This is a genomic window from Mycobacterium montefiorense, assembly GCF_025823255.1.
In the GTDB taxonomy this organism is placed as follows: Bacteria; Actinomycetota; Actinomycetes; order Mycobacteriales; family Mycobacteriaceae; genus Mycobacterium; species Mycobacterium montefiorense.
This window is the reverse complement of sequence record NZ_JACKVL010000017.1, coordinates 1053492-1073368: the sequence shown is the minus strand read 5'-3', so window position 1 is coordinate 1073368 and position 19877 is coordinate 1053492. Positions and strand designations below refer to the sequence as shown.

The 19877-nt window shown below is 64.4% G+C and carries 13 protein-coding genes and 3 pseudogenes; 11 read left to right on the top strand and 5 right to left on the bottom strand.

The features are described 5' to 3' along the window. Nucleotides 1-2: 2 nt before the first annotated feature. The 10 genes and pseudogenes from eccB to H7K34_RS24950 all read left to right on the top strand — a co-directional run bounded on the left by eccB (nucleotide 3) and on the right by H7K34_RS24950 (nucleotide 11948). Entirely contained in the window at nucleotides 3-1454 is a 1452-nt protein-coding gene (gene eccB, locus H7K34_RS24990) for a type VII secretion protein EccB (RefSeq protein WP_264064652.1), read from the top strand. Next, a complete protein-coding gene (gene eccCa, locus H7K34_RS24985) occupies nucleotides 1451-3691 on the top strand; it encodes a type VII secretion protein EccCa (RefSeq protein WP_264064651.1) in 2241 nt (746 codons plus the stop codon). The genes eccB and eccCa overlap by 4 nt, the downstream gene beginning before the upstream one ends. After that, nucleotides 3688-5488 (top strand): annotated as a pseudogene (gene eccCb / locus H7K34_RS24980) (type VII secretion protein EccCb). Before eccCa ends, eccCb begins: the two are co-directional and overlap by 4 nt. Before the next feature lie 255 nt (nucleotides 5489-5743). Next, on the top strand, nucleotides 5744-6943 hold the full coding sequence (locus tag H7K34_RS24975; protein ID WP_264064650.1) for a PPE family protein: 1200 nt from the start codon (nucleotides 5744-5746) through the stop codon (nucleotides 6941-6943). An 88-nt stretch (nucleotides 6944-7031) separates the two neighbouring features. Then, nucleotides 7032-7238: a WXG100 family type VII secretion target gene (locus H7K34_RS24970; protein WP_372510858.1), complete on the top strand. Its 207-nt coding sequence runs from the start codon at nucleotides 7032-7034 to the stop codon at nucleotides 7236-7238. A 139-nt stretch (nucleotides 7239-7377) separates the two neighbouring features. Next, entirely contained in the window at nucleotides 7378-7665 is a 288-nt protein-coding gene (locus H7K34_RS24965) for a WXG100 family type VII secretion target (RefSeq protein WP_264064649.1), read from the top strand. Nucleotides 7666-7770: 105 nt separating this feature from the next. Then, nucleotides 7771-7851: pseudogene (locus H7K34_RS27080) on the top strand (ESX-1 associated ATP-binding protein EpsI N-terminal domain-containing protein); the annotation flags it as partial. A 972-nt stretch (nucleotides 7852-8823) separates the two neighbouring features. Then, the gene (locus tag H7K34_RS24960) at nucleotides 8824-9564 is read left to right on the top strand and encodes a MinD/ParA family ATP-binding protein (RefSeq protein ID WP_264064648.1); all 741 of its coding nucleotides are present in this window, start codon (nucleotides 8824-8826) and stop codon (nucleotides 9562-9564) included. Beyond that, the gene (eccD, locus tag H7K34_RS24955; RefSeq protein WP_264064647.1) at nucleotides 9561-11111 is read left to right on the top strand and encodes a type VII secretion integral membrane protein EccD; all 1551 of its coding nucleotides are present in this window, start codon (nucleotides 9561-9563) and stop codon (nucleotides 11109-11111) included. The genes H7K34_RS24960 and eccD overlap by 4 nt, the downstream gene beginning before the upstream one ends. A 93-nt stretch (nucleotides 11112-11204) precedes the next feature. Further along, a complete protein-coding gene (locus tag H7K34_RS24950) occupies nucleotides 11205-11948 on the top strand; it encodes a hypothetical protein (protein WP_264064646.1) in 744 nt (247 codons plus the stop codon). Nucleotides 11949-12003: 55 nt separating this feature from the next. Here H7K34_RS24950 and H7K34_RS24945 read toward each other — a convergent pair whose 3' ends face one another. The 4 genes and pseudogenes from H7K34_RS24945 to H7K34_RS24930 all read right to left on the bottom strand — a co-directional run bounded on the left by H7K34_RS24945 (nucleotide 12004) and on the right by H7K34_RS24930 (nucleotide 17294). Then, nucleotides 12004-14148 (bottom strand): hypothetical protein, encoded by a 2145-nt coding sequence (locus H7K34_RS24945; protein WP_264064645.1) that lies wholly within the window; start codon nucleotides 14146-14148, stop codon nucleotides 12004-12006. A gap of 178 nt (nucleotides 14149-14326) precedes the next feature. Then, entirely contained in the window at nucleotides 14327-14674 is a 348-nt protein-coding gene (locus tag H7K34_RS24940) for a YbaB/EbfC family nucleoid-associated protein (RefSeq protein ID WP_264064644.1), read from the bottom strand. Nucleotides 14675-14682: 8 nt separating this feature from the next. Next, nucleotides 14683-16179, bottom strand: coding sequence for an EspB family ESX-1 secretion system-associated protein (espB, locus tag H7K34_RS24935; protein WP_264064642.1), 1497 nt, complete (start codon nucleotides 16177-16179; stop codon nucleotides 14683-14685). A gap of 375 nt (nucleotides 16180-16554) precedes the next feature. Then, nucleotides 16555-17294: pseudogene (locus tag H7K34_RS24930) on the bottom strand (FkbM family methyltransferase). 111 nt (nucleotides 17295-17405) lie between these two features. Between H7K34_RS24930 and H7K34_RS24925 the strand changes: the two are divergent. Continuing rightward, nucleotides 17406-18182 (top strand): hypothetical protein, encoded by a 777-nt coding sequence (locus H7K34_RS24925; RefSeq protein WP_264064641.1) that lies wholly within the window; start codon nucleotides 17406-17408, stop codon nucleotides 18180-18182. A gap of 25 nt (nucleotides 18183-18207) precedes the next feature. On the opposite strand, the gene H7K34_RS24920 is transcribed toward H7K34_RS24925, so the two are convergent. Beyond that, nucleotides 18208-19857 carry a DUF4254 domain-containing protein gene (locus H7K34_RS24920; protein ID WP_264064640.1) on the bottom strand — a complete coding sequence of 550 codons (1650 nt, stop codon included), beginning with the start codon at nucleotides 19855-19857 and terminating at the stop codon, nucleotides 18208-18210. Between the last annotated feature and the right edge of the window lie 20 nt (nucleotides 19858-19877).

Sequence of the window (19877 nt, the reverse complement as noted above, 5' to 3'; positions counted from 1 at the left end):
GCATGGCGGGCTTACGGCTAACCACCAAGGTTCAGGTCAGCGGCTGGCGCTTCTTGCTGCGGCGACTAGAGCATGCCATCGTCCGCCGCGACACCCGGATGTTCGACGATCCGCTGCAGTTCTACAGCCGGTCGGTCGCGCTGGGCATCCTCGTCTCGGTGCTCGTCATGGTTGGCGCTTTGGCGATGGCGTACTTCAAACCACAGGGCAAGCTCGGCAGCGGCAATCTGTTCGTCGACCGCGCAACTAACCAGCTTTATCTGGTGGTGTCCGGCCAGGTGCATCCCGTCTACAACCTGACCTCGGCCCGGCTGGTGCTGGGCAACGCCGCCGAACCGAAAGTCGTTAAACCTGCCGAACTCAACAGGTTTCCCAAGGGCCAGTCCATCGGCATCCCCGGAGCCCCGTACGCCACGCCAGTGTCGGCAGGCTCCTCATCGACGTGGGCACTGTGCGACACCGTGATCAAGGCCGAGAGTATTGCTCCCACCGTGGAGACGTCGGTGATCGCAATGCCGTTGGCCATCGAGACGCCCGCGATAGACCCGATCCTTTCGAACGAGGCATTGCTGGCGTCCTACGGAGGCAAGGACTGGGTGGTCACCGGCAAGGGCCGGCACGCCACCGACCTGAGTGATCGCCCCTTGACTTTTGCGGTCGGAATACGAAGCACCGCCAAGCCAAGCCCCCTGTCCACGGCCATGTTCAACGCACTACCCGATGCCGGCTCCTGGCAGTTACCGCCGATCCCCGGCGCAGGAGCCCCGAACACTCTTGGGCTGCCGGCAGAGCTGGTCATCGGATCGGTGCTACAGCTGCAAACGACCTTGGGCACAAAATTTTTCGTCGTGCTGCAGGACGGCGTCGCGCTGGTCAACGCCAATACCGCTGCGGCGCTGCGTGCTAATCAATCGTATGGCCTCGTAGTGCCCCCATCGCTGCCGCCGAATGCGGTCGTCCAGGTTCCTGAATTGGAATACGACTCGCCACTTCCCGACGAACCGATCAAGATCGTGTCGCGGCCCACAGATCCCACGTTGTGCTGGAGCTGGGAACGCAAGCCTGGTGAACAGGCTCCCAGGACCGCGGTGCTGACCGGCCGGCATCTACCGATACCGGCATCGGCGATGAGCTCGGGGATCAAGCAGATCCAAGGGCCCGCAACCATCTACATCGATGGCGGCAAGTTCGTGCAGTTGCAGTCGCCGGACCCTCGGTACGGAGAATCCCTGTACTACGTCGACCCGCAGGGTGTGCGCTACGGGCTGCCCGACGCCAAGGCAGCCGGGGCGCTGGGACTGGGTGCGCCGAAGACCGCTCCGTGGGAGATCGTTCGCCTCCTGGTGGACGGCCCGGTGCTGTCCAAAGAGTCCGCCCTGCTCGAGCACGACACATTGCCCGCTGACCCGAGCCCGCGAAAAGCTCCGGCGGCGGCACCCGGAGGGCCTTCATGACGACCAAAAAATTCACCCCCGCCGCCATGCGCGGTCCCCGGCTGACTCCGGGCGAGATCGGCCTCTCCCCACCCGAGGACCTGGGCGTGGACATCCCGCCGTCGGGTGTTCAGAAGGCTCTTCCTTACGTAATGGGTGTCTGCATGCTCGGCATGGTCGCGATCATGGTGATCACTGGCACCAGGCAGCTCTCGCCGTACATGCTGATGATGCCGCTAATGATGATCATGATGTCGATGGGCATGGTGGCCGATCACGGTGGCGGCGGCAAGAAAGTGCCCGAAATCAATGCCGATCGCAAGGAGTACTTGCGCTATCTGGCGGGACTTCGGCCCCGGGTGACGTCGTCGGCTAGCGCTCAGGTCGCGTTCTTCGGCTACCACGCACCCCATCCCGACGATCTGACGTCGCTCGTCGGCACACCACGGCAGTGGTCACGTCCGGCGAACGCCGACTTCTACGCCGCCACCCGAATCGGGATCGGTGACCAGCCGGCCGTGGACCGGCTGATGAAGCCGTCGGCCGGTGGCGAGCTGGCGGGCCCGTCCGCGGCGCCGCAGCCCTATCTCGAGCCGGTCGCCAATATGTGGGTGGTCAAGTTCCTGCGCACCCACGGACTTATCCATGACTGTCCGAAACTGGTGCAGCTGCGTACCTTTCCGACGATCGCGGTAGGCGGCAGCACGGCGGGCGCGGCCGGGTTGTTGACAGCGATGGTCTGCCATCTCGCAGTTTTTCATCCGCCCGACCTGCTGCAGATCCGAGTACTCACCGAGAACCCGGACGACCCCGATTGGTCGTGGCTGAAATGGCTTCCCCACGTGCAACATCCGACCGAGACCGACGCCGCCGGACCGGTCCGCATGATCTACACCCGACCGGATAACCTGTCCGACTTGGCAGCCCGCGGGCCGCATACTCCCGATTCACTTCCCGGCGGCCCCTACGTCGTGGTGGTGGATCTGACCGGTGGCAGGGCGGGATTTCCACCTGACGGCAGGGCGGGTGTCACGGTGATCACGCTGGGCAACCACCGCAGCTCCAACTACCGCATCAGGGTGGCCGACGATGGGACCGCCGATGATCGCCTGCCCGGGCAGCAGTTCCGTCAGGTGACGTCGGTCGCCGACCGTATGTCGGCTCATCAGGCCGCCCGCATCGCACGAAAGCTCGCCGGATGGTCGATCACCGGCACCGTGCTCGACAAGAAAGCCACGGGAGTCCAGAAGAAGACGGCGACGGAATGGCACCAATTGGTCGGCGCCCACAGCGTCGAAGAGGTGATTCCGAGCCGCTGGCGGATGTTCACAGATACCGACCGCGACCGGCTGAAGATTCCGTTCGGTCACGAACTCAAGACCGGCAACGTCATGTACCTGGACATCAAGGAAGGCGCCGAATTCGGCGCCGGACCGCACGGCATGCTGATCGGCACCACCGGTTCGGGAAAATCCGAGTTTCTACGCACTCTCATCTTGTCGCTGGTCGCGATGCACCACCCGGACCAAGTGAATCTGCTGCTCACCGACTTCAAAGGCGGCTCAACGTTTCTGGGGATGGAAAAGCTTCCGCACACCGCCGCTGTGGTCACCAACATGGCAGAGGAAGCCGAACTCGTCAGCCGCATGGGAGAGGTGCTGACCGGCGAACTCGACCGTCGGCAAGGGATCTTGCGCCAGGCCGGCATGCAGGTAGGTGCCGCCGGAGCGCTGTCCGGTGTCGCCGAGTATGAGAAGTACCGCGAGCGTGGCGCCGAGCTGGCGCCATTACCAACGCTTTTCGTCGTGGTCGACGAGTTCGCAGAGCTGCTGCAAAGCCATCCTGACTTCATTGGATTGTTCGACAGGATCTGCCGCGTGGGCCGGTCACTGCGTGTGCACCTGCTGCTGGCCACCCAGTCGCTGCAGACCGGCGGTGTGCGCATCGACAAGCTGGAGCCGAACCTGACGTATCGCATCGCGTTGCGCACCACCAGCTCTCACGAGTCCAAGGCGGTGATCGGCACGCCGGAGGCGCAGTACATCACCAATAAGGAAAGCGGTGTCGGCTTCTTGCGAGTCGGCATGGAAGACCCGGTCAAGTTCAGCACCCTATATACCGGCAATACCTACGTTCCGGCGGCTCGGGCCGAAACAAACGGTGAGGGCAACGGGGCGGTTGCGCAGTCCGGCCCGAAACAGGTGCGTATTCAGCAATTCACCGCAGGCCCGGTGGCCGACGAGGTGGTGGTGTCGTGAGCATTGAGTCGAAGGGCCGGGCGTTGCGCGAGGTGGTGCTCGAACAGCTGAGCACCACCGATTCGCGAGCATACGAGATGTGGCTGCCGCCGTTAACCGACCCGACACCCGCCAACGAACTCATCGAGCGCGACGAACGCCAACCCCTGCGGTTCGCGCTGGGAATCATGGACGAGCCGCGCCAGCACCGGCAGGCGACGTGGGGGGTGGACGTTTCCGGGGCCGGCGGCAACATCGGCATTGGCGGCGCACCCCAAACCGGGAAGTCGACACTGCTGCAAACAATGATGCTGACGGCCGCTGCCACGCATTCACCGAGGCAAATCCAGTTCTACTGCATCGATCTCGGCGGTGGCGGACTGATCTATCTCGACAACCTGCCACACGTCGGGGGGGGGGGTCGCGACCCGGTCGGAGCCCGACCGGGTCATGCGCGTAGTAGCGGAAGTGCAAGCCGTTCTGCGGCAACGGGAAACGATCTTCAAGGAGAACCGGGTCGGTTCGATCGCGGCGTATAGGCAGCTGCGCGAGGATCCGAACCAACCCGTCGCGGCCGACCTATTCGGTGACGTCTTTCTGGTCATCGACGGGTGGCCGGCGTTCGTCAGTGAGTTTCCGGATCTCGAATTGCAGGTTCAGAATCTGGCTGCGCAGGGCTTGTCGTTCGGCGTCCACACCGTGATCACCACGCCACGCTGGACGGAACTGAAGTCGCGGGTCCGCGACTACCTGGGCACCAAGATCGAGTTTCGGCTCGGTGACGTCAACGACACCCAGATCGACCGGGCCACCCGGGAAATTCCGGCGAACCGTGCGGGGCGAGCGATGTCGACGGAAAAGCACCACTTGATGATCGGTGTGCCCCGATTCGACGGCGTGCACGGCGCCGACAACCTGGTGGCGGCAATGACCGCGGCGGTGAATGAGGTTGCCGCACAACACACTGAACAGGCGCCTAGGGTCAGGGTGCTACCGGAACGGATATACCTGCACGAGCTCGATCCGCAACCACCGGGCCCGGATTCCGACTATCGCACGCGCTGGACAATCCCGATCGGCGTACGGGAAGCGGACCTGTCGGTGGCGCACGCGCACATGTACACCGCGCCGCATCTGTTGATTTTCGGTGCCGCCAAAGCAGGCAAGACCAGAACCGCCCACGCGATCGCGCGGGCCATCTGTGCCCGCAACAGTCCAAATCAGGTGCGCTTCATGCTCGCCGACTACCGGTCCGGGCTGTTGGACGCGGTGCCGGACAGCCATCTCCTCGACGCGGGTGCAATCAACCGCAACAGCACCGCGCTGGACGAGGCCATCAAAGCCCTGGCGGCCAACCTGCAAAAGCGATTGCCGCCGGCCAACCTGACCACCGCGCAATTACGATCCCGGTCGTGGTGGAGCGGATTCGATGTTGTGCTTCTTGTCGACGATTGGCACATGATCGTGGCGGCGGCCGGAGGGATGCCGCCGATGGCACCGCTGGCGCCTTTATTACCGGCCGCTTCCGATATCGGGTTGCACATCATTGTCACCTGTCAGATGAGCTCGGCATACAAGGCGACTATGGACAAGTTCGTCGGCGCCGCATACGGCGCGGGATCGCCCACCCTGTTCCTTTCCGGCGACAAGCAGGATTTTCCATCGAGGGACATCCAGGTCAAGCAGCGACCTCCTGGCCAGGCATTTTTCATCGCGCCGGAGGGCAAAGAGGTCATCCAGGCCGCCTACTTAGATCCGCCAGAAGAAGTGCACTCACCACCTCCAGGAGGCGGTTACGATTATCCCAGCGCCCAGTAAGAAGCACTGGACCAACCGCACACTCTACGAACCGAGACTGCGTTGTCTAAAGGGTTCTTTCGTCCAATTGAATTTCAACGCGCGTCAAATTACAGAAGAGAAATTCGCATGCAGAAAATGGCGTTTAATCCGACGGTTGTCGGTATCGGCCGCGTCTACTCGGCGGTCGAGGATGGCGCCGCCACTGCTGCCGGCGTACTAGCCGGCTTGAAACATTAGTCCAAAAGCGTTCGCGGACAAGGGGACCGGATAACCATGTACTGGCACGCGATGCCACCGGAGCTGAACACGGCACGGCTGATGGCCGGAGCCGGTCCCGCGCCGATGCTGCAGGCTGCCGCCGGCTGGGAAGTGCTGGCGGGTGCCCTCGAGACGCAGGCGCTGGAGTTGTCCGCGGCCCTGATCTCCCTGAAGGCAGCGTGGACCGGAATGAGCAGCGAACGTGCCATCGCCGCTGCGGCCCCGATGGTTGTCTGGCTGCAAATTGCGGCACAGCAGGCCCAGGAGCGCGCGGTGCGGGCCACGGCGCAGGCCGCGTCGTACACGAAGGCGCTCGCGATGACACCGTCGCTACCGGAGATCGCGACCAACCACGTCACCCACGCCGTTCTTACCGCCACGAATTTCCTCGGCATCAACCTGGTGCCGATCGGGTTCAACGAGACCGACTATTTCGTCCGGATGTGGACTCAGGCCGCGGCCGTAACGGATATCTATCAGGTCGAGACCATCGCGAATACGACTTTCGAGCCACTTCCGCCCGCGAAGCCGATCCTGCAACCCGGTGTGGGCGAACCGGTGACCACCGAGGCTTCCGCGATGTTTTCGGCGATGGGCTCCGAAGCGATTCCCGGCGTGCTGCGCGGGCTCTCGGAGGCCGAGGACGAAATCCCTGAGGAGGAGCTCCCCGAAACCGGGGTGCCGCTGCAGCCAGCTACGCCGTCTCTTGACCAGATCGGTCAGCTGGGCGCACCGATGCAACAGCTGATGCAGCCACTACAGCAAATGACGTCGATGGCCGGCCAGACCGGCGGAATGGGTGGCCCCAAGGACGGCATGCTCGGCGATAAGCTCGGCCACCTCGCCGGCAAAGAACACCCGAACCTGGGTCTGATCGGCGCGAGCCCGCTGTCCAACCACCCGCTGGCAGGTGGATCGGGATCCAGGATGGGCATGGGGCTGATGCGCTCCGAAGCGTTGCCCGGGGCAGGCGGAACAGCACCGCGCACGTCGCTGATGAGTCAGCTGGTAGATAAGCCGACCCAGGTCATGGCGCCCGCAGGCGCCGGGGCGGGGTCGTCGGCGGCGGGGGGCGCGGCCCCTGTCGGCATGGGTGGTGCCGGTGCCGGTAGCCAGGCCGCCGCCACCAGGCCAGGGCTGGCCGCCCCCGCATTGCTCGCCCCGCACCCGGATGAAGACGACGTCGGCGACTTCGAACACGAGGACGACTGGTGAACCCCCGCAACAACAGACTTCCCGGCCGTCTGGGCCGGAAGACTTGCCATCACTTGGCGAGGAAGGCAAACACAGAAAGTAGTCCAGCATGGCAGAGATGAAGACCGATGCTGCTACCCTCAGCGCCGAGGCTAGCAACTTCGACAGGATCTCCGGCGAGCTCCAGCGGGTCATCCAGACCGTGGAATCGACCGGGGGTGAATTGGCCGGCCACTGGCGCGGCCAGGCAGGTGCGGCCGCTCAGCAGGCGCTGCAGCGCTTCCACCAGGCGGCCAGGCTCAGATCAAAGCGCTGAGCGAAATCTCGCAGAACATTCACGGTGCCGGGATCCAGTACTCCTCGGCCGACGACGAACAAGCCAGTTCACTGTCCTCACAGATGAACTTCTGACCCATAGCTAAACCCTTAGCGAAACAAAGAAACGGAGCAACAATATGTCGGAACAGTCATGGAATTTCGCCGGTATCGAAGCGGGATCCAGCTCGATTGCGGGCGCTGTGCAAACCACCCACGGCCTTCTCGACGAGGGTAAGGCGTCCCTCGGCAAGCTGGCAGAGGCGTGGGGCGGCAGCGGCGCGGAGGCCTACCAGCAAGTCCAGCGGACTTGGGATGACACCTCGGCTGAACTCAACACCTCGTTGCAAGCACTCTCGCAGCGGATCACCGAGGCCAGCCAGGCCATGTCGCAGACCGAATCCGGCGTCACCGGCATGTTCACGTAAGAGGATGGCCTGCGGCGAAGCACGAGATTGGGCCACGTCAACCTGACGGGAGATTTAGGCTCTTCTCGTGCTTCCTCGCATGATCGAGTTTGACGAAAGAATTTGATGGCGGCCGACTACGACCGGCTCTTCGAATCCCCCGAGGGGATGGATATCCCGGATGAGGCCGCGGGGCAGGCGGAATTTGACGTCAACGCGCCGTCCGAAATGCCGCCCGTGCCGATCCATTCGGAGCAACCCAACGGCCATATCCCACCGCCGATGCCGATCGACTTGGCCGAGCAGCCCGGCTCCACTTCGATCGAATCGCCGCCGCCCCCCATGCCGATCGGCTTGGCGGAGCAATCTGTCACTGCCCCAACCGAATCGCCGCTGCCCCCGGTCGATTGGGCTCAGCCGAGCCCAATCGCGCGCCCACCAATGCCGATCAACGTTCCCCAACCACCACCACCGGTCTCACCCGAACCTGCGCCGGTTGACCCGCCAAAGCAACCCCCGCCGGCCCCACCCCAGCTTCCCCCGGTAGCACCGACAGCTGATCGGCCCCGGCAGTCCGCGCCGGTCCGGCCGGAACCCGCCGCGCCCCAACCGGTACCGCGTGAACAGTCCCCGGCCCAGCCGGCGCGACATGCGCAGCGCGGCATGGGCGACGACACCACCGAGGCGAGCCGACGTAGCGCCGGCTCCAGACACAGCCACCGGGCCGCCGCCCAAAACCTCCGGCGCGCCGCCCCCGAACAAGACCGGGCGCAACAAGTCGCCCGCTCCGTTGCCCCACCGAATCAGCGCGCCGACGCACCGCCACCGAACGGCGGCCCCGTGCCGACCTCGCTGCCGGCGCGGCAACGGAAACCGAGCGTCGCAGCCGTCGGCCCCCCGACGCAGCGGCTCGCCGAACCACCGGTCGGGCGTGGTGGTCTTCTCCCACCGGCCTCACCTTCGGTCGCCGTCGGCGAAAGCGGCTCGAAAGCCGCGGTTACCCACATCGGCGTCAAGCCTGCCAAGAAGTCCGGCGCTAAGCCGGTATCGCGACGAGGCTGGCGGCGCTGGGTCCACAAGTTGACGCGTATCAACGTGGGTCTGACGCGCGACGAGAAGCGCGAGCTGGACTTGTACCGCCGAATTCGCCGCAGTCCACATGGTTCTCATCAGATCGCGGTGTTGGGCCTCAAGGGCGGTGTTGGCAAAACCACCTTGACGGTGGCCCTTGGCTCGATGTTGGCGGAGGTGCGCGGCGACCGGATCCTGGCGTTCGACGCGGACGCGGGCTCGGGGAACCTGGCGGATCGGGCAGGACATCGATCGGATTCGACGATCGCGGATCTTCTTGCAAGCAAAGATGTTTCGCACTACAACGACGTGCGTGTGCATACCAGCGCCAATGCGGTCAACCTCGAAGTGCTCGCCGCTGCGGAATACAGCACGTCACCGAACCTGTTCAGCGAAGCGGACTGGCAGTACGCAGCTAACGCGGTGTCGAGGTTCTACAGTGTCGTGCTGGCCGACTTCGGTGCCGGCCTGTCCGACCCGGCGGCGCGCGGCGTGCTCTCGACCGTATCCGGGGTGGTGATCGTGACCAGCGCATCGGTCGACGGCGCCCGGCAAGCCGCCGTCGCAATCGATTGGTTACGCAATAACGGTCACCAGGAATTGCTGAGCCGCGCCTGCGTAGTGATCAACCACGTCGTACCGGGAAAACCCAACGTCGCCGTCACCGACTTGGTGCAGCAATTCGGAGAGCATATTCAGCCGGATCGGGTTGTGGTGCTGCCCTGGGATAAACACATCGCGGCTGGAAAAGAGATCGAAGTCGGTCTGCTCGACCCCCTTTACAAGCGTAAGATAACCGAACTTGCCGCAGCACTTTCCGACGATTTCGACAGGGGTGAACGTCGTTGAGCGCGCCCACCGCTAGTGCCGGCGCAGCCGCGGCTGCGGGGACCGCCGGTGCCACTCCCGCCAGGCCCGCAACGACCCGGGTGACGATCCTGACCGGCCGGCGAATGACCGATGTCGTCTTGCCATCGTCCTCGCCGATAGAGACCTATATCGACGACACCGTTTCGGTGCTGGCCGAATTGCTCGAAGACACCCCGGCTGATGTCCTGGCCGACTTTGACTTCTCCGCCCAGGGCGCTTGGACTTTCGCGCGGCCCGGAGCGCCGCCGCTGCAGCCCGACAAGTCGCTCGACGAGGCCGTCGTCGTCGATGGCTCGCTGCTGACTCTGGTGTCGGTGAGTCGCACGGAGCGATACCGGCCGCTGGTTGAGGATGTCATCGACGCGATTGCTGTACTCGACGAATCGCCTGAGTTCGACCGCACTGCGCTCAATCGCTTTATTGGCGGGGCGATCCCAATTGTCGCTGTCGCGGTTACCGCCATCGCCACGCTGGGGTGGTGGAACACCGGGCGTCACCTGTGGTGGTCACTGGCGTTGGGCATCGCGGGGCTTTTGGCACTGGTGGGCAGCTGGGGCGCCAAGAGGTTCTACCGAAATGTGGGCCTGTCGGAAAGCCTGCTGGCGACGGCAGCGCCGCTGATCACCGTCGCTGCGGCACTGGCCATTCCGCAGCCACGCGGAGCCGAACCGCTGGGCGCACCCCAGCTCGCCGGCGCTGCCGCGGTTGTCTTGTTCTTGACGCTACTGACGCGGGGTGGTCCCCGACGGCGCTCCGAGCTCGTTTCGTTTGTTGTGATCGTCGCGATTGCGGTGACGGCGGGCGCCGTCGCCTTCGGTTACGGCTGGCAGCATTGGGTACCGGCTGGTGCCATCGTGTTTGGGCTCTTCACCGTGACCAATGCGGCCAAACTGACCGTGGCCGTCGCCCGGATCGCGCTCCCCCCGATTCCAGCGCCCGGCGAGGCCGTCGATCACGATGAATTGCTCGATCCCGTTGCGGGCCAAGAGGTCAGCGACGACAAGGAGACCAAGACCTGGCAGGCCATCATCGCCTCGGTGCCCGATTCGGCCGCGCGACTCACCGAGCGCAGCCAACTGGCCAAGCGGCTGCTGACCGGGTTCGTGACGGCCGGCACCCTGGTTCTGGCCGTCGGCGTCATCGCGGTCGTGGTACGTGGACACTTCTTCGTGCACAGCCTGCTGGTCGCCGGTTTGGTAACCGCCGCATGCGCATTCAGGTCGCGTCTGTACGCCGATCGTTGGTGCGCGTGGGCGCTGCTGGCCGCGACCGTCGCCATCCCGATCGGTGCCACTGCCAGATTGGTGCTCTGGTACCCACACAGCGCGTGGCTGTTGCTGACCATCCTGGCGAGCACCAGCCTGATTGCGCTCGCCGGGGTCGCGGCGACAGTGGGGATTCGCCGGGTATCGCCGGTGATGAAGCGCGCCCTGGAATTGCTCGATGGAGTATTGGTCGCCGCGATCCTGCCAATGCTGTTGTGGATCACTGGTGTCTACGACATTGTTCGCAATATCCAATTCTGACGCTCGCCCAGGTGGCGAAAATTGCCGCAGTGGCCGAGGCGCAAGGTTGGGTAAAATCTGTCGTGACGGATACCACGCAGAGGAGGTCGGCTGATGATCGAACCATTGGTCGTTGAGCCTTCCCGCCTGGAAACCGCAGGAAACACGTTGCGGGATCTGCCATTTCCGGTGCCGCCCGCACCGATCGTTGCGCCGGGCACGGATGCGGTGTCAGCGGCTGTCAATGCGACATTGCCGATCATCGAATCACCGGTGACCAGTGGGCTACCTGCCGTCAAAGCCGCCCTGGCAAAGACCGGGTCCAGCATCGCCGCCGCGGCCGGAATGTACTCCGACACCGATCAGCGACTCATCGATCACCTAGACCAGGTCCAATTCCTTAGCGCAGCGCAGGCGCCCGCGGGCGGCACACCGGCGGAGAACCCAGAAGGTACCTCGCCAGAGAAGCCCGCCGGTGATCCCGCAGGCAAACCGGCAGACGGCAAAAAGCCCACTGGCGCCAAGCCGACTCCGCAGCCCGCTGCGCCGCAACTCGATCAATTGGCGGGCGCTGCCGGAGCACTCGGACCCGTCATGCAAACCATGCAGGGAGCGATGGGAAGCCTGCAGGGCATGCAGGGCGCCGGCGCCACACCGGCGCAACTGGCCGACAGCAACAAATCCGACCGCTCCCCCGATGACGAGGCCCGCTTGGTCGACGAACACAAGACCGACGAGGAAGTCTCGCCCGAGGCGCGCGCCGAAGGTGCGGCGCCGGGCACTGAAACGTCGCAGAACGCTCCCGTTGCACCGACCAAGGTGCACCCGGAGGCGGCGCCCGCAAAGATCACGCTCTGAGCACCGCCCTCACTGATTACCAACGGCGACAGCGCTTCTGGCTGCGCTCATGGGCCTAAGAGGTTTTAGCCAGCGCTGCGTTCATCAGTTCGGTGATGTGCTTCCAGTACAGCCAGTCCGCGATGGCCGAGCGTTGAGCGACGGGGTCACCGGCGGTGTGCGCCTGCGTGAGCAGCGCCTCTTGGGCGTACTCGGCGTAGCGGTGATATGCCCGCAGGTGCGGTGCCTGGCGGCCGGGCGAGCGGCTGGCCAGAGGTTTCATCACGTCAAACCACAGCATGGGACGCTGGTCGGCGGGCGGGCCGGCATCCTGGGGCGATTCCTGCAGATCGAGCTTCCCTTCGGCCAACGACGCGGAGAACTGAGCGGCCGTCTCGGGATCGATCAGCTCCTCGGGTGCCCGATGCTGCTCGGCCGACGGCGTCGCATCCGCCGGAGCCGGCGGCAACAGGCTGACCAACCGCACATCGGTGGTCGCCGCCAGGCGTTCGGCCGCGTCCGGATCCACCAACTCCAGCCGCGATCGGCCGATCATGTCGCCGGTGTCTGGGATGTCATCCGGCTTCAGCACGATCTTGGCCGCGCCGGAGTCTGAATTGGCCAACTGTTCCTCGGTCGCGATCACCGCCCGCAGCTTGGTGTCGTGCTGAGCCGCCCAACCCTGCACAGCCATCACGGGATAGGTCGCCCATTGCGCCCGCTCGGCGGCCGAAATCGCCTCGTCGGCGCTGGCCATCTGCACGGGTTCGGGTAGTTGGACCCCGTCAGGGATGTAGGCAAGCCCATAGCTGTTCGCCACTACTATCGCGCCGTCGGTGGTTACAGCCGTCACCCAGAAGAGTCCGAGATCAGCACCGCTGCCCTCGCGTGGTGCGTTCAACGCCGCGGCGACGCGCCGCGCCAACCGCACCGGATCGGCCCCACCGCCCTGTCGATGCGATGCGTCAGCGGTGGCCGCATCGGCGATGGCGTCACGTTCGGCGCGCGCTTTCGAAACCGGGATAATCGGCGTCACCACAACGGCACCCGCCGCCTCCACGCGTTCCACCGACGTAGCCTGATCGTCGGCGAAACCGGAAGGTCGGGTGGTCCGGCTGCTGGCCGCTGCCGGTCGGGTGGTGGCCGAGCTGCCCGCTGCCGCCTGGCCGGCCGCAGCACCCGGAGCAGCGCGGCCCGCGCGTGATCCACCACCTGAGGCGCCCGTCGACCCGGCGGGCACGCCGGCCGGCGCGGCCGGTGCTGGGGCGGCCGACTCTTCCGGCCGGGCTGCCACCGTCGGCGATATCAGCGATGCCGGAGTCATGCCTTTCCCGCGTCCCCCGGCACCAAGCGGTTGCGCCGATGCCGCGGGACTCAGCGGGGCCTGCGGCGCGCCACCCGGGGCGCCGGGTCCGCCCGGGGCACCCGGGGCGCCCGGGACGGCGGGACCGTGCCCACCTGGCTTAGCGGCCGGCGGTACGGGCGGTGGTCCAACGGCAGGCATCCCCGAAGGAGGCGGTGCGACACCGCCCGGCATGGGCATCCCCGGCGGTGACAGCGGGGGTGCCGCCGACGGTGGCAGCCCGGGCTCCGGTGGCGCTGGGGTGGGCCGCGGTCGCTCTTCCTCGACGGGAGGCGCGGGGGCGGGCGGAGTCTCGGGCAGTGTGACCGGAGGTGGTGTCTTCTGGTCGAGCAGATCCTGCAAGGCACTGTCGGGCGGTCGCCAGGACTTGCTCGCCACTATTCGTTCAGCGGTACCGGACACCACTGCGAGATTTGTGCCGTATACCGTGCCGACCACCGTATTGATCGCGGCGGTCCGTTCGGCGGCGTCCAAGCTGGAGTCGTTCTCGAGGACGTCGACTTGCGCCTGTGCGACCTCGACGTTGTCGCTGATATCCCATTTGGCCTGGGTGATCGAATCGGCAATGTAGCGGTGCCAGGTGATTATCGTCGCCAGACCGTTTTGCAGCTTTTTCAGCTCATCGATGTTGGTGCCGAGTTCGGTTCTCGCGGCGCCAGCGGCACCGCCCGACCAGAATCCACCGTCGAAGATCTCGCTCTGTTCGTGCTGGCAGGTCTCCAGCACCTCAGTCAGCTGCCGTAGCACCTCCGTGTACTGCTGGGCCCGGTCGTGGTAGCTGTCCTCATCGAGCTCCGGCCAGGCGTCCGGGACGAGCATCTGCTCGGTATAGCCACCGATTGGCTTGGTGACGCCCATTGCCTACTCCTCTCCCGGCGACGCGGGCCAACAAAACGGCCGCGCAGGGGTACCGGGGATCATGGTTAGTAAGCGTAATCGAGGTTGACCCAAGCTAACTGCGGCAAATTTATCGGTTAGCAGCGCCCCGAAAGGCCCGGCGAGAAGCGCCAAACCGTTGGCCGCCGCCGGGTTTCGCCTAGGTCAAGCCCAGGGCCTCTTTGAGCGATCCGGCGATTCCGGCCACCATCTCGATCAGCTGCTCGTGCTCAGCGTCGATCGCGGCGGTCGCTGCGGCCTGCGCGTTGGCCACCGCCTCGTTGATGCGCTGTTCCACCGTGTCCGCACCCAGACGTAACAGGCCATCCTCGATATGCAGATCGGTCATGCATAACCGCGCGTTGAGGGTTACCTCGACGGTCTCGGATTCGTCGGTGGCAGTGAATGATTCGGTATTCGTCCGGTGCTGCTGGTCTTCAAGGGCCGACTGAAACTGCTGCGCGTGCCGCAGTGCCTCGGCTACCTGGGGATGCATCTCGACGGTCATTGGGGTCCTTACTTATCGGGTGGTGTCTTACGCGGGCGATTCCCGATTACGCCCTCAGTCCATGCTCGCTCCTCGGTATAGAGCGATTCGTCCTCCGATTGCACGCGTTTGCCTTTGCCCTGATTTTGGCCCTGCCCGGCGCCGCCCATCGGGGCCATACCGCCGCCCATGCCACCGCCCGCCGCGCCGCCCGCGCCGGGCATACCGCGACCCGTTGCCGCGGCGCCGGGCGACGCTCCGGCCGGCCGCGACGCTGCCTCGGAATCCACCGCGGGCTGCAACGGCATCGACGGCACACCGCCGCCACCGCCGCCCAACGACGCCGGTTTGAGCCCGCCGCCGGGCCCACCCGGCTTGCCCTTCATCGCATCCTTCATGGCTTCCGTCATGGCCGCCTGATCCGGGGCTCCCCCCATGCCGGCGCCCGGCATGGTGGGCAACATCGGCATCATGGGCGCAGCTGGAAGCCCTCCACCACCACCGCCGCCACCGCCACCGAACGGGTCGTCAATCGTCCCCTCCTCGTCCCCGGGAGCATTGGGATCGGGCGCGGCAATGCGGGTGGCGGTGGGCGGCATCTTCGGATTCACCGGCGTCAAGGGTAATGACGCGTTCGCGATATAGGTGTTTAGTGACGTTTCCGACTTGAGTTGCAGACTTTCGTACCAGCTAACCGCCATGTACAGGTAATAAGGTGATTTCGTCGTGTAGTACTTGTACCAATAATCGCAAAGCGACACCTCGTAGGTGGTGGGGTGCTCCGCCTCGACTGTCCACGTCCCGTCCACCGGGCTTGTGGTCAGTTCGTCCCCGAGCACGCGGGCTTTTTTGTGGGCGCTTACGACACGGAGAGCGTCGTTGCCGAGCGTGACGCACAACTTCGCCATCGCATAGATCCATTGCCGCTGCGCCTCAAAATTTTCCTCGACCAGCGAGGTGGATTCGCCTTCCCAGGACGTGAACGGTCGGAAGCGATAGGTCTCCTTCTGGAACTCTCGCTGGAACGTGTCCCATTCCTTGGCGAATGCCTTGAACGCCGTGCCCTGGTCTCCCGACTCGATCTCCGTCGCGGCCTGCCTGACCTCGTAGTAGGGGTATTCGAACGACGGTGGTGGCTGCGGCGGAGGCGGCGGCGGCAGGTAACCGCCGAAGTCCTCGTCCGGGTCGCAGTTAACCGTCATCTTGCCATTCCCAGCGCCCGCAGTGCCGACCGAAGAATCACCATTGACGGCGTTGATCCCCTCGGCGCTTTCCTCGTCGACCTCTTCGTAGGCCTTGGCCGCATTCCGGAGGGATTTCGCCAGCGCCCTCCACTCCCGCTCGCAAGCCCGCAGGTAGAGCCGCAGTGAGTCGGCGGAGAGCGCGAGTTGAGTGGCAGCATCGTTGACGAACGAAAGGGGACAAGGGGCCGCCGGATTGGTGGCAGGGATCGGCGGAAGCGCTGCCTCGATCTCGTTAGCCCGCGCGATGAGCTCTTCGTATTCGACCTTAAGCGTCTGTGGCATCTCGGCCCATTCTCCTTATGCTGAAGTCCGCAAGGTCGGATATGGAAAGCGATCGGCCGCGAAACTCCGTGGTCGCGGAGCGCAGATAGGTTGTGCCGCAGCGTCACTCGTCGAGCACCACGGGGCGTGCTCGCCCCCCGCCACCACGAATGTCCGGGCAGCACGGGTATCGCTGCTCACGTCGCCGGCGCGGGCGACGTGATCGACAGCATGATGCGGTGCAACCACCGACCACCCCTTTCGTATTGCCGGGCCATGCGGGCGGCGCAGGGGCGCGCTAACCGCCACCGGATTATCCTAATTCACCGAACAGGGCTCAGGTGCACCAATTTCTCCGACCCATTTCGGCTCTTCGGCCCCCGGAAATACCTTGTCTTACAGGGACGTGTCCCCGCTGGACGGCACAGTGCCAGCCACCCGGAAGAAGACGCCGTCGGCCTGAAGCAGGCGACCCGTCCGGACATCGAAGAAGAAGGGCGCGAACCCGGCCAACGCGAATCCCAAAGAACGCACGAGTTCCAACGCCTCCTGACTAGCATGCCGCCGTCATAGAGGGGCTCAAAGGACAGCTCGAGTTCCAGGCCGATGCACTGATCGCGCACGGTTACCGCACCGCCGGCGATCACTTGCTTCTCGAAGCCTTGAACATCGATCTTGAGTAAGGCCACATCGTCGGGCAGCAGGATTTCCGGCGCAACAGAATCGAGTCGACAAATGGTCACCTCTTCGGTGCCGACGTAGTTCGCGCTCGGCAGGGCGTCGCGGTGGGATTGCAGCATCGGCAATACGGAGCTGCTCTGGCCCGCGTTGCCCGCGACATGCATCGAAACTGCTCCGTCGTAATCGCCCAGCGCGCATTGCCGACCATCCCAAAGCGGATCACCGGCGGCCGACCGTTGCAGAATCGAGAATGGGGCCGCAAGTGGTTCGAACGAAACGATCCGGCCTTCGAAGCCAGCCTCTCGAAGACTTGCTGCATATTGTCCCGCGTTGGCGCCGACGTCGAGAACGACATTCACTTGCCGGGATCTGAGTTCATTTACGAAATTGCGCCTCCAGTCCACTTCGGAGCGGTAGCGCTTTCCTCCGCCGTCCGGAGGGTCCGTGAACCACAGCAGACTCACCGCGCAACACTAACACGCAATGAAAGGCGCTACGCATCAACGATTTCGGTTCGGCTCGAACCGAATACCCGCGCTGCGAATCGCGCTAAGCTGGCCCCGGACATGAAACTCGACATCCATTTACAGACCCATTCCGACATAAGCGTGCACGGCGCGCACCGGTACGTCGGCGCGGCCAAAAGCGAAATCATGCTGCGCTGCACACAGTCGCTCGTCACGGCGATCAACCGCGTCGACGGCGATGTCATCCTGCGAGTCTTCGATGACCACTCGACACCGGAAGCTGTTGCGACGCTGCGCCGGATACTCGCGCAGTGCAAGCACCCGGTGGAATTCGTCGAACTCGCGGAACGCGGATACAACGCGTCCTGCCTGGCATCGTTTTCCGCAGCGCGGGATGCGGGCCGCGAGCTCATCTACCTCGTCGAGGACGACTACTTGCACGCTCCGTCAGCTATTCAGAAGATGGTTGCGGCGCATGCGCTGTTCAAACAGAGGTTCGCTGGAAGAGAAGTCGCTCTGCATCCTTATGACGATCCGAAGAACTATTGGAGCCCGATATTCAGCCAGGAGGATTGCCGCGTGCTGTACGGCACCGGCAGGCACTGGCGCACCAACACACACACCACCAACACGTGCTGGATAGAAATCGAGACGTTGAGAAGAAACTGGTCCGTCTTTGAACTGCTAGCGCGCTACTCAAGTACGCCGTACGGCGTCGCGAACCACATTTTCGAAGACTCCACTATCAACGAGATCTGGCGCGAACAAGTCCTGCTCTTTACACCGATACCTTCGCTGGCCCTGCACCTCCAATATCAGGAACACAAGGATCCCTTCCTGGACTGGAACCAGTGGTGGGAAGCGGCGGCGTATTGATGCAGTCCGAGCCGGTGGTACAGGTTCAAGTATCGCGGTTCTCGTACAAGTCGCAGTAACTTCGGTCGCCGGCCGACTTGTACTGCCGATACAGCTTGAAACATAGGTCGCCGGCCCGCAGTTGCGCCAGGAACCCCTCCAGGCCGCCGTACAGGTGCTCATACTGCTCTTCGAGCACTGCAAGGTGCGCCCCGGGATCGCCGGTTCGATTCGTGTGCGAGATCCGCAGCGCGAGAACGGAAAGCCGATCCACGATCGTGCCCGGAGTTTCGGTGTATAGCGGCGCGGTCGGGTTGAGGCCGATGTCACGTAGCAGGCTAGCGTCGATCTCCTCGATGGCCGCGTTGCGCCGGGCGTTGAGATCGTCGATGCGACGTTTCCGGCAAGCGACCTCATGGTCACCGATACCGCTCCGGCGAACGGCGTCTTCGTGATGCCACAGGCCGAAGTTCATTGCGTGCAAGTGCAGTGCTTTATTAGCGAGACTGACACTGGCAGAAGAGGTTTCGGGTTCCTCACGGTGCCATGCCGACACGATGTCGTGAAACTGTCGCACCGCGGACAGCAGCTCGCGTTCGGGTACCTCGCGCGGCGCGGCCACCGCTATACCGTTGCGGAGTCGCGACGGATCGCCGGAACGCTCATCGACGAGGCCTTCCATCGCGCTGAACACTTCGTCGACGGTGATGTCGGCCATGGAGTCGCGGTGGAAGTGCCGGTGGGGTGCGAACCTGAATCCCCATATTGCAGGCTGCGTCGGGCTAAAGAGGCCGACGCCCGGGACGCGCGCCAGATCCGCGGCGTGCAGCATGCAGGAATCGACCCCCAGGAATAGGTCCGCTTCGCCTACCATCCCCATCGCAACGTCAAGGGGCAGACCGAGATACGAATAGACGCGGTCGCGTTCACGACCCACATTGAGCTCTTCGTCCCCCATTCCGACAACCCACGCCACAAAATCGTGATGGCGCGAAAGAAATCGGTCCAGCAGGTCGACGAACCTGGTGACCGGCCATCGCTTCTTTACCCAATTGGTGTCGGCGTGCACGGCGAGCACCTTTACGCCCGCGGGCAAGGTGGCACGGATCGCCCGGACTTCCTCTTGGGCGGCTGCTGGGATCGGCACCGGCCGGGCGTAGCTTTCGATCCGAGCCGACGGATCGAACAGGCGCGCCAACTTGAACGTCAGGTCGGCCGAGTGCGGTACATCTCTGGGCACCACGACGTCGTAGGTATCGCCGGTTGGAAACCCAATGCTGGTGCTCGGCGCGAGCAGTTGCCGCAGCGGGCGGACGAACACGTTCGACGGGACATCCCACGGAACGGCATTGATGAAAACGTCGACGGGACCAACCTCGGCCGCCAGAGAGCCGTAATCGATACCTCGATTCGAGGGCGGCCCCAATGCGGGCCCCACGGGGGGTGTTCCGGTGATGTCGACCAGGCGGGCATCTACCTCACGGAAGCACAAATCGAAGGCGATCTTGGGGCAGAGCAATGTGAGTGGAGCGTCAAACATTTCGCCCAACGCCCGCAGCGTCGGCAACGTCAGCACGGAATCCCCGATGAGCGTGGAGAAGTAGACCGCAGGGCGTTGCGCCTGCAGCAGATGATTCAGCACGCCACGCTCGACTCTTACCGAGCGCCCGTCCCGAAGAACCGTGAATTCACTCAACCTGACACCATCCTTCGCCC

Excerpts from the sequence above, each read along its gene's own strand:
- eccB (WP_264064652.1), top strand. The coding sequence starts at position 3 with ATGGCGGGCTTACGGCTAACCACCAAGGTTCAGGTCAGCGGCTGGCGC.
- eccCa (WP_264064651.1), top strand. The coding sequence starts at position 1,451 with ATGACGACCAAAAAATTCACCCCCGCCGCCATGCGCGGTCCCCGGCTG.
- H7K34_RS24975 (WP_264064650.1), top strand. The coding sequence starts at position 5,744 with ATGTACTGGCACGCGATGCCACCGGAGCTGAACACGGCACGGCTGATG.
- H7K34_RS24970 (WP_372510858.1), top strand. The coding sequence starts at position 7,032 with ATGGCAGAGATGAAGACCGATGCTGCTACCCTCAGCGCCGAGGCTAGC.
- H7K34_RS24965 (WP_264064649.1), top strand. The coding sequence starts at position 7,378 with ATGTCGGAACAGTCATGGAATTTCGCCGGTATCGAAGCGGGATCCAGC.
- H7K34_RS24950 (WP_264064646.1), top strand. The coding sequence starts at position 11,205 with ATGATCGAACCATTGGTCGTTGAGCCTTCCCGCCTGGAAACCGCAGGA.
- H7K34_RS24945 (WP_264064645.1), bottom strand. The coding sequence starts at position 14,148 with ATGGGCGTCACCAAGCCAATCGGTGGCTATACCGAGCAGATGCTCGTC.
- H7K34_RS24940 (WP_264064644.1), bottom strand. The coding sequence starts at position 14,674 with ATGACCGTCGAGATGCATCCCCAGGTAGCCGAGGCACTGCGGCACGCG.
- espB (WP_264064642.1), bottom strand. The coding sequence starts at position 16,179 with ATGCCACAGACGCTTAAGGTCGAATACGAAGAGCTCATCGCGCGGGCT.
- H7K34_RS24925 (WP_264064641.1), top strand. The coding sequence starts at position 17,406 with ATGAAACTCGACATCCATTTACAGACCCATTCCGACATAAGCGTGCAC.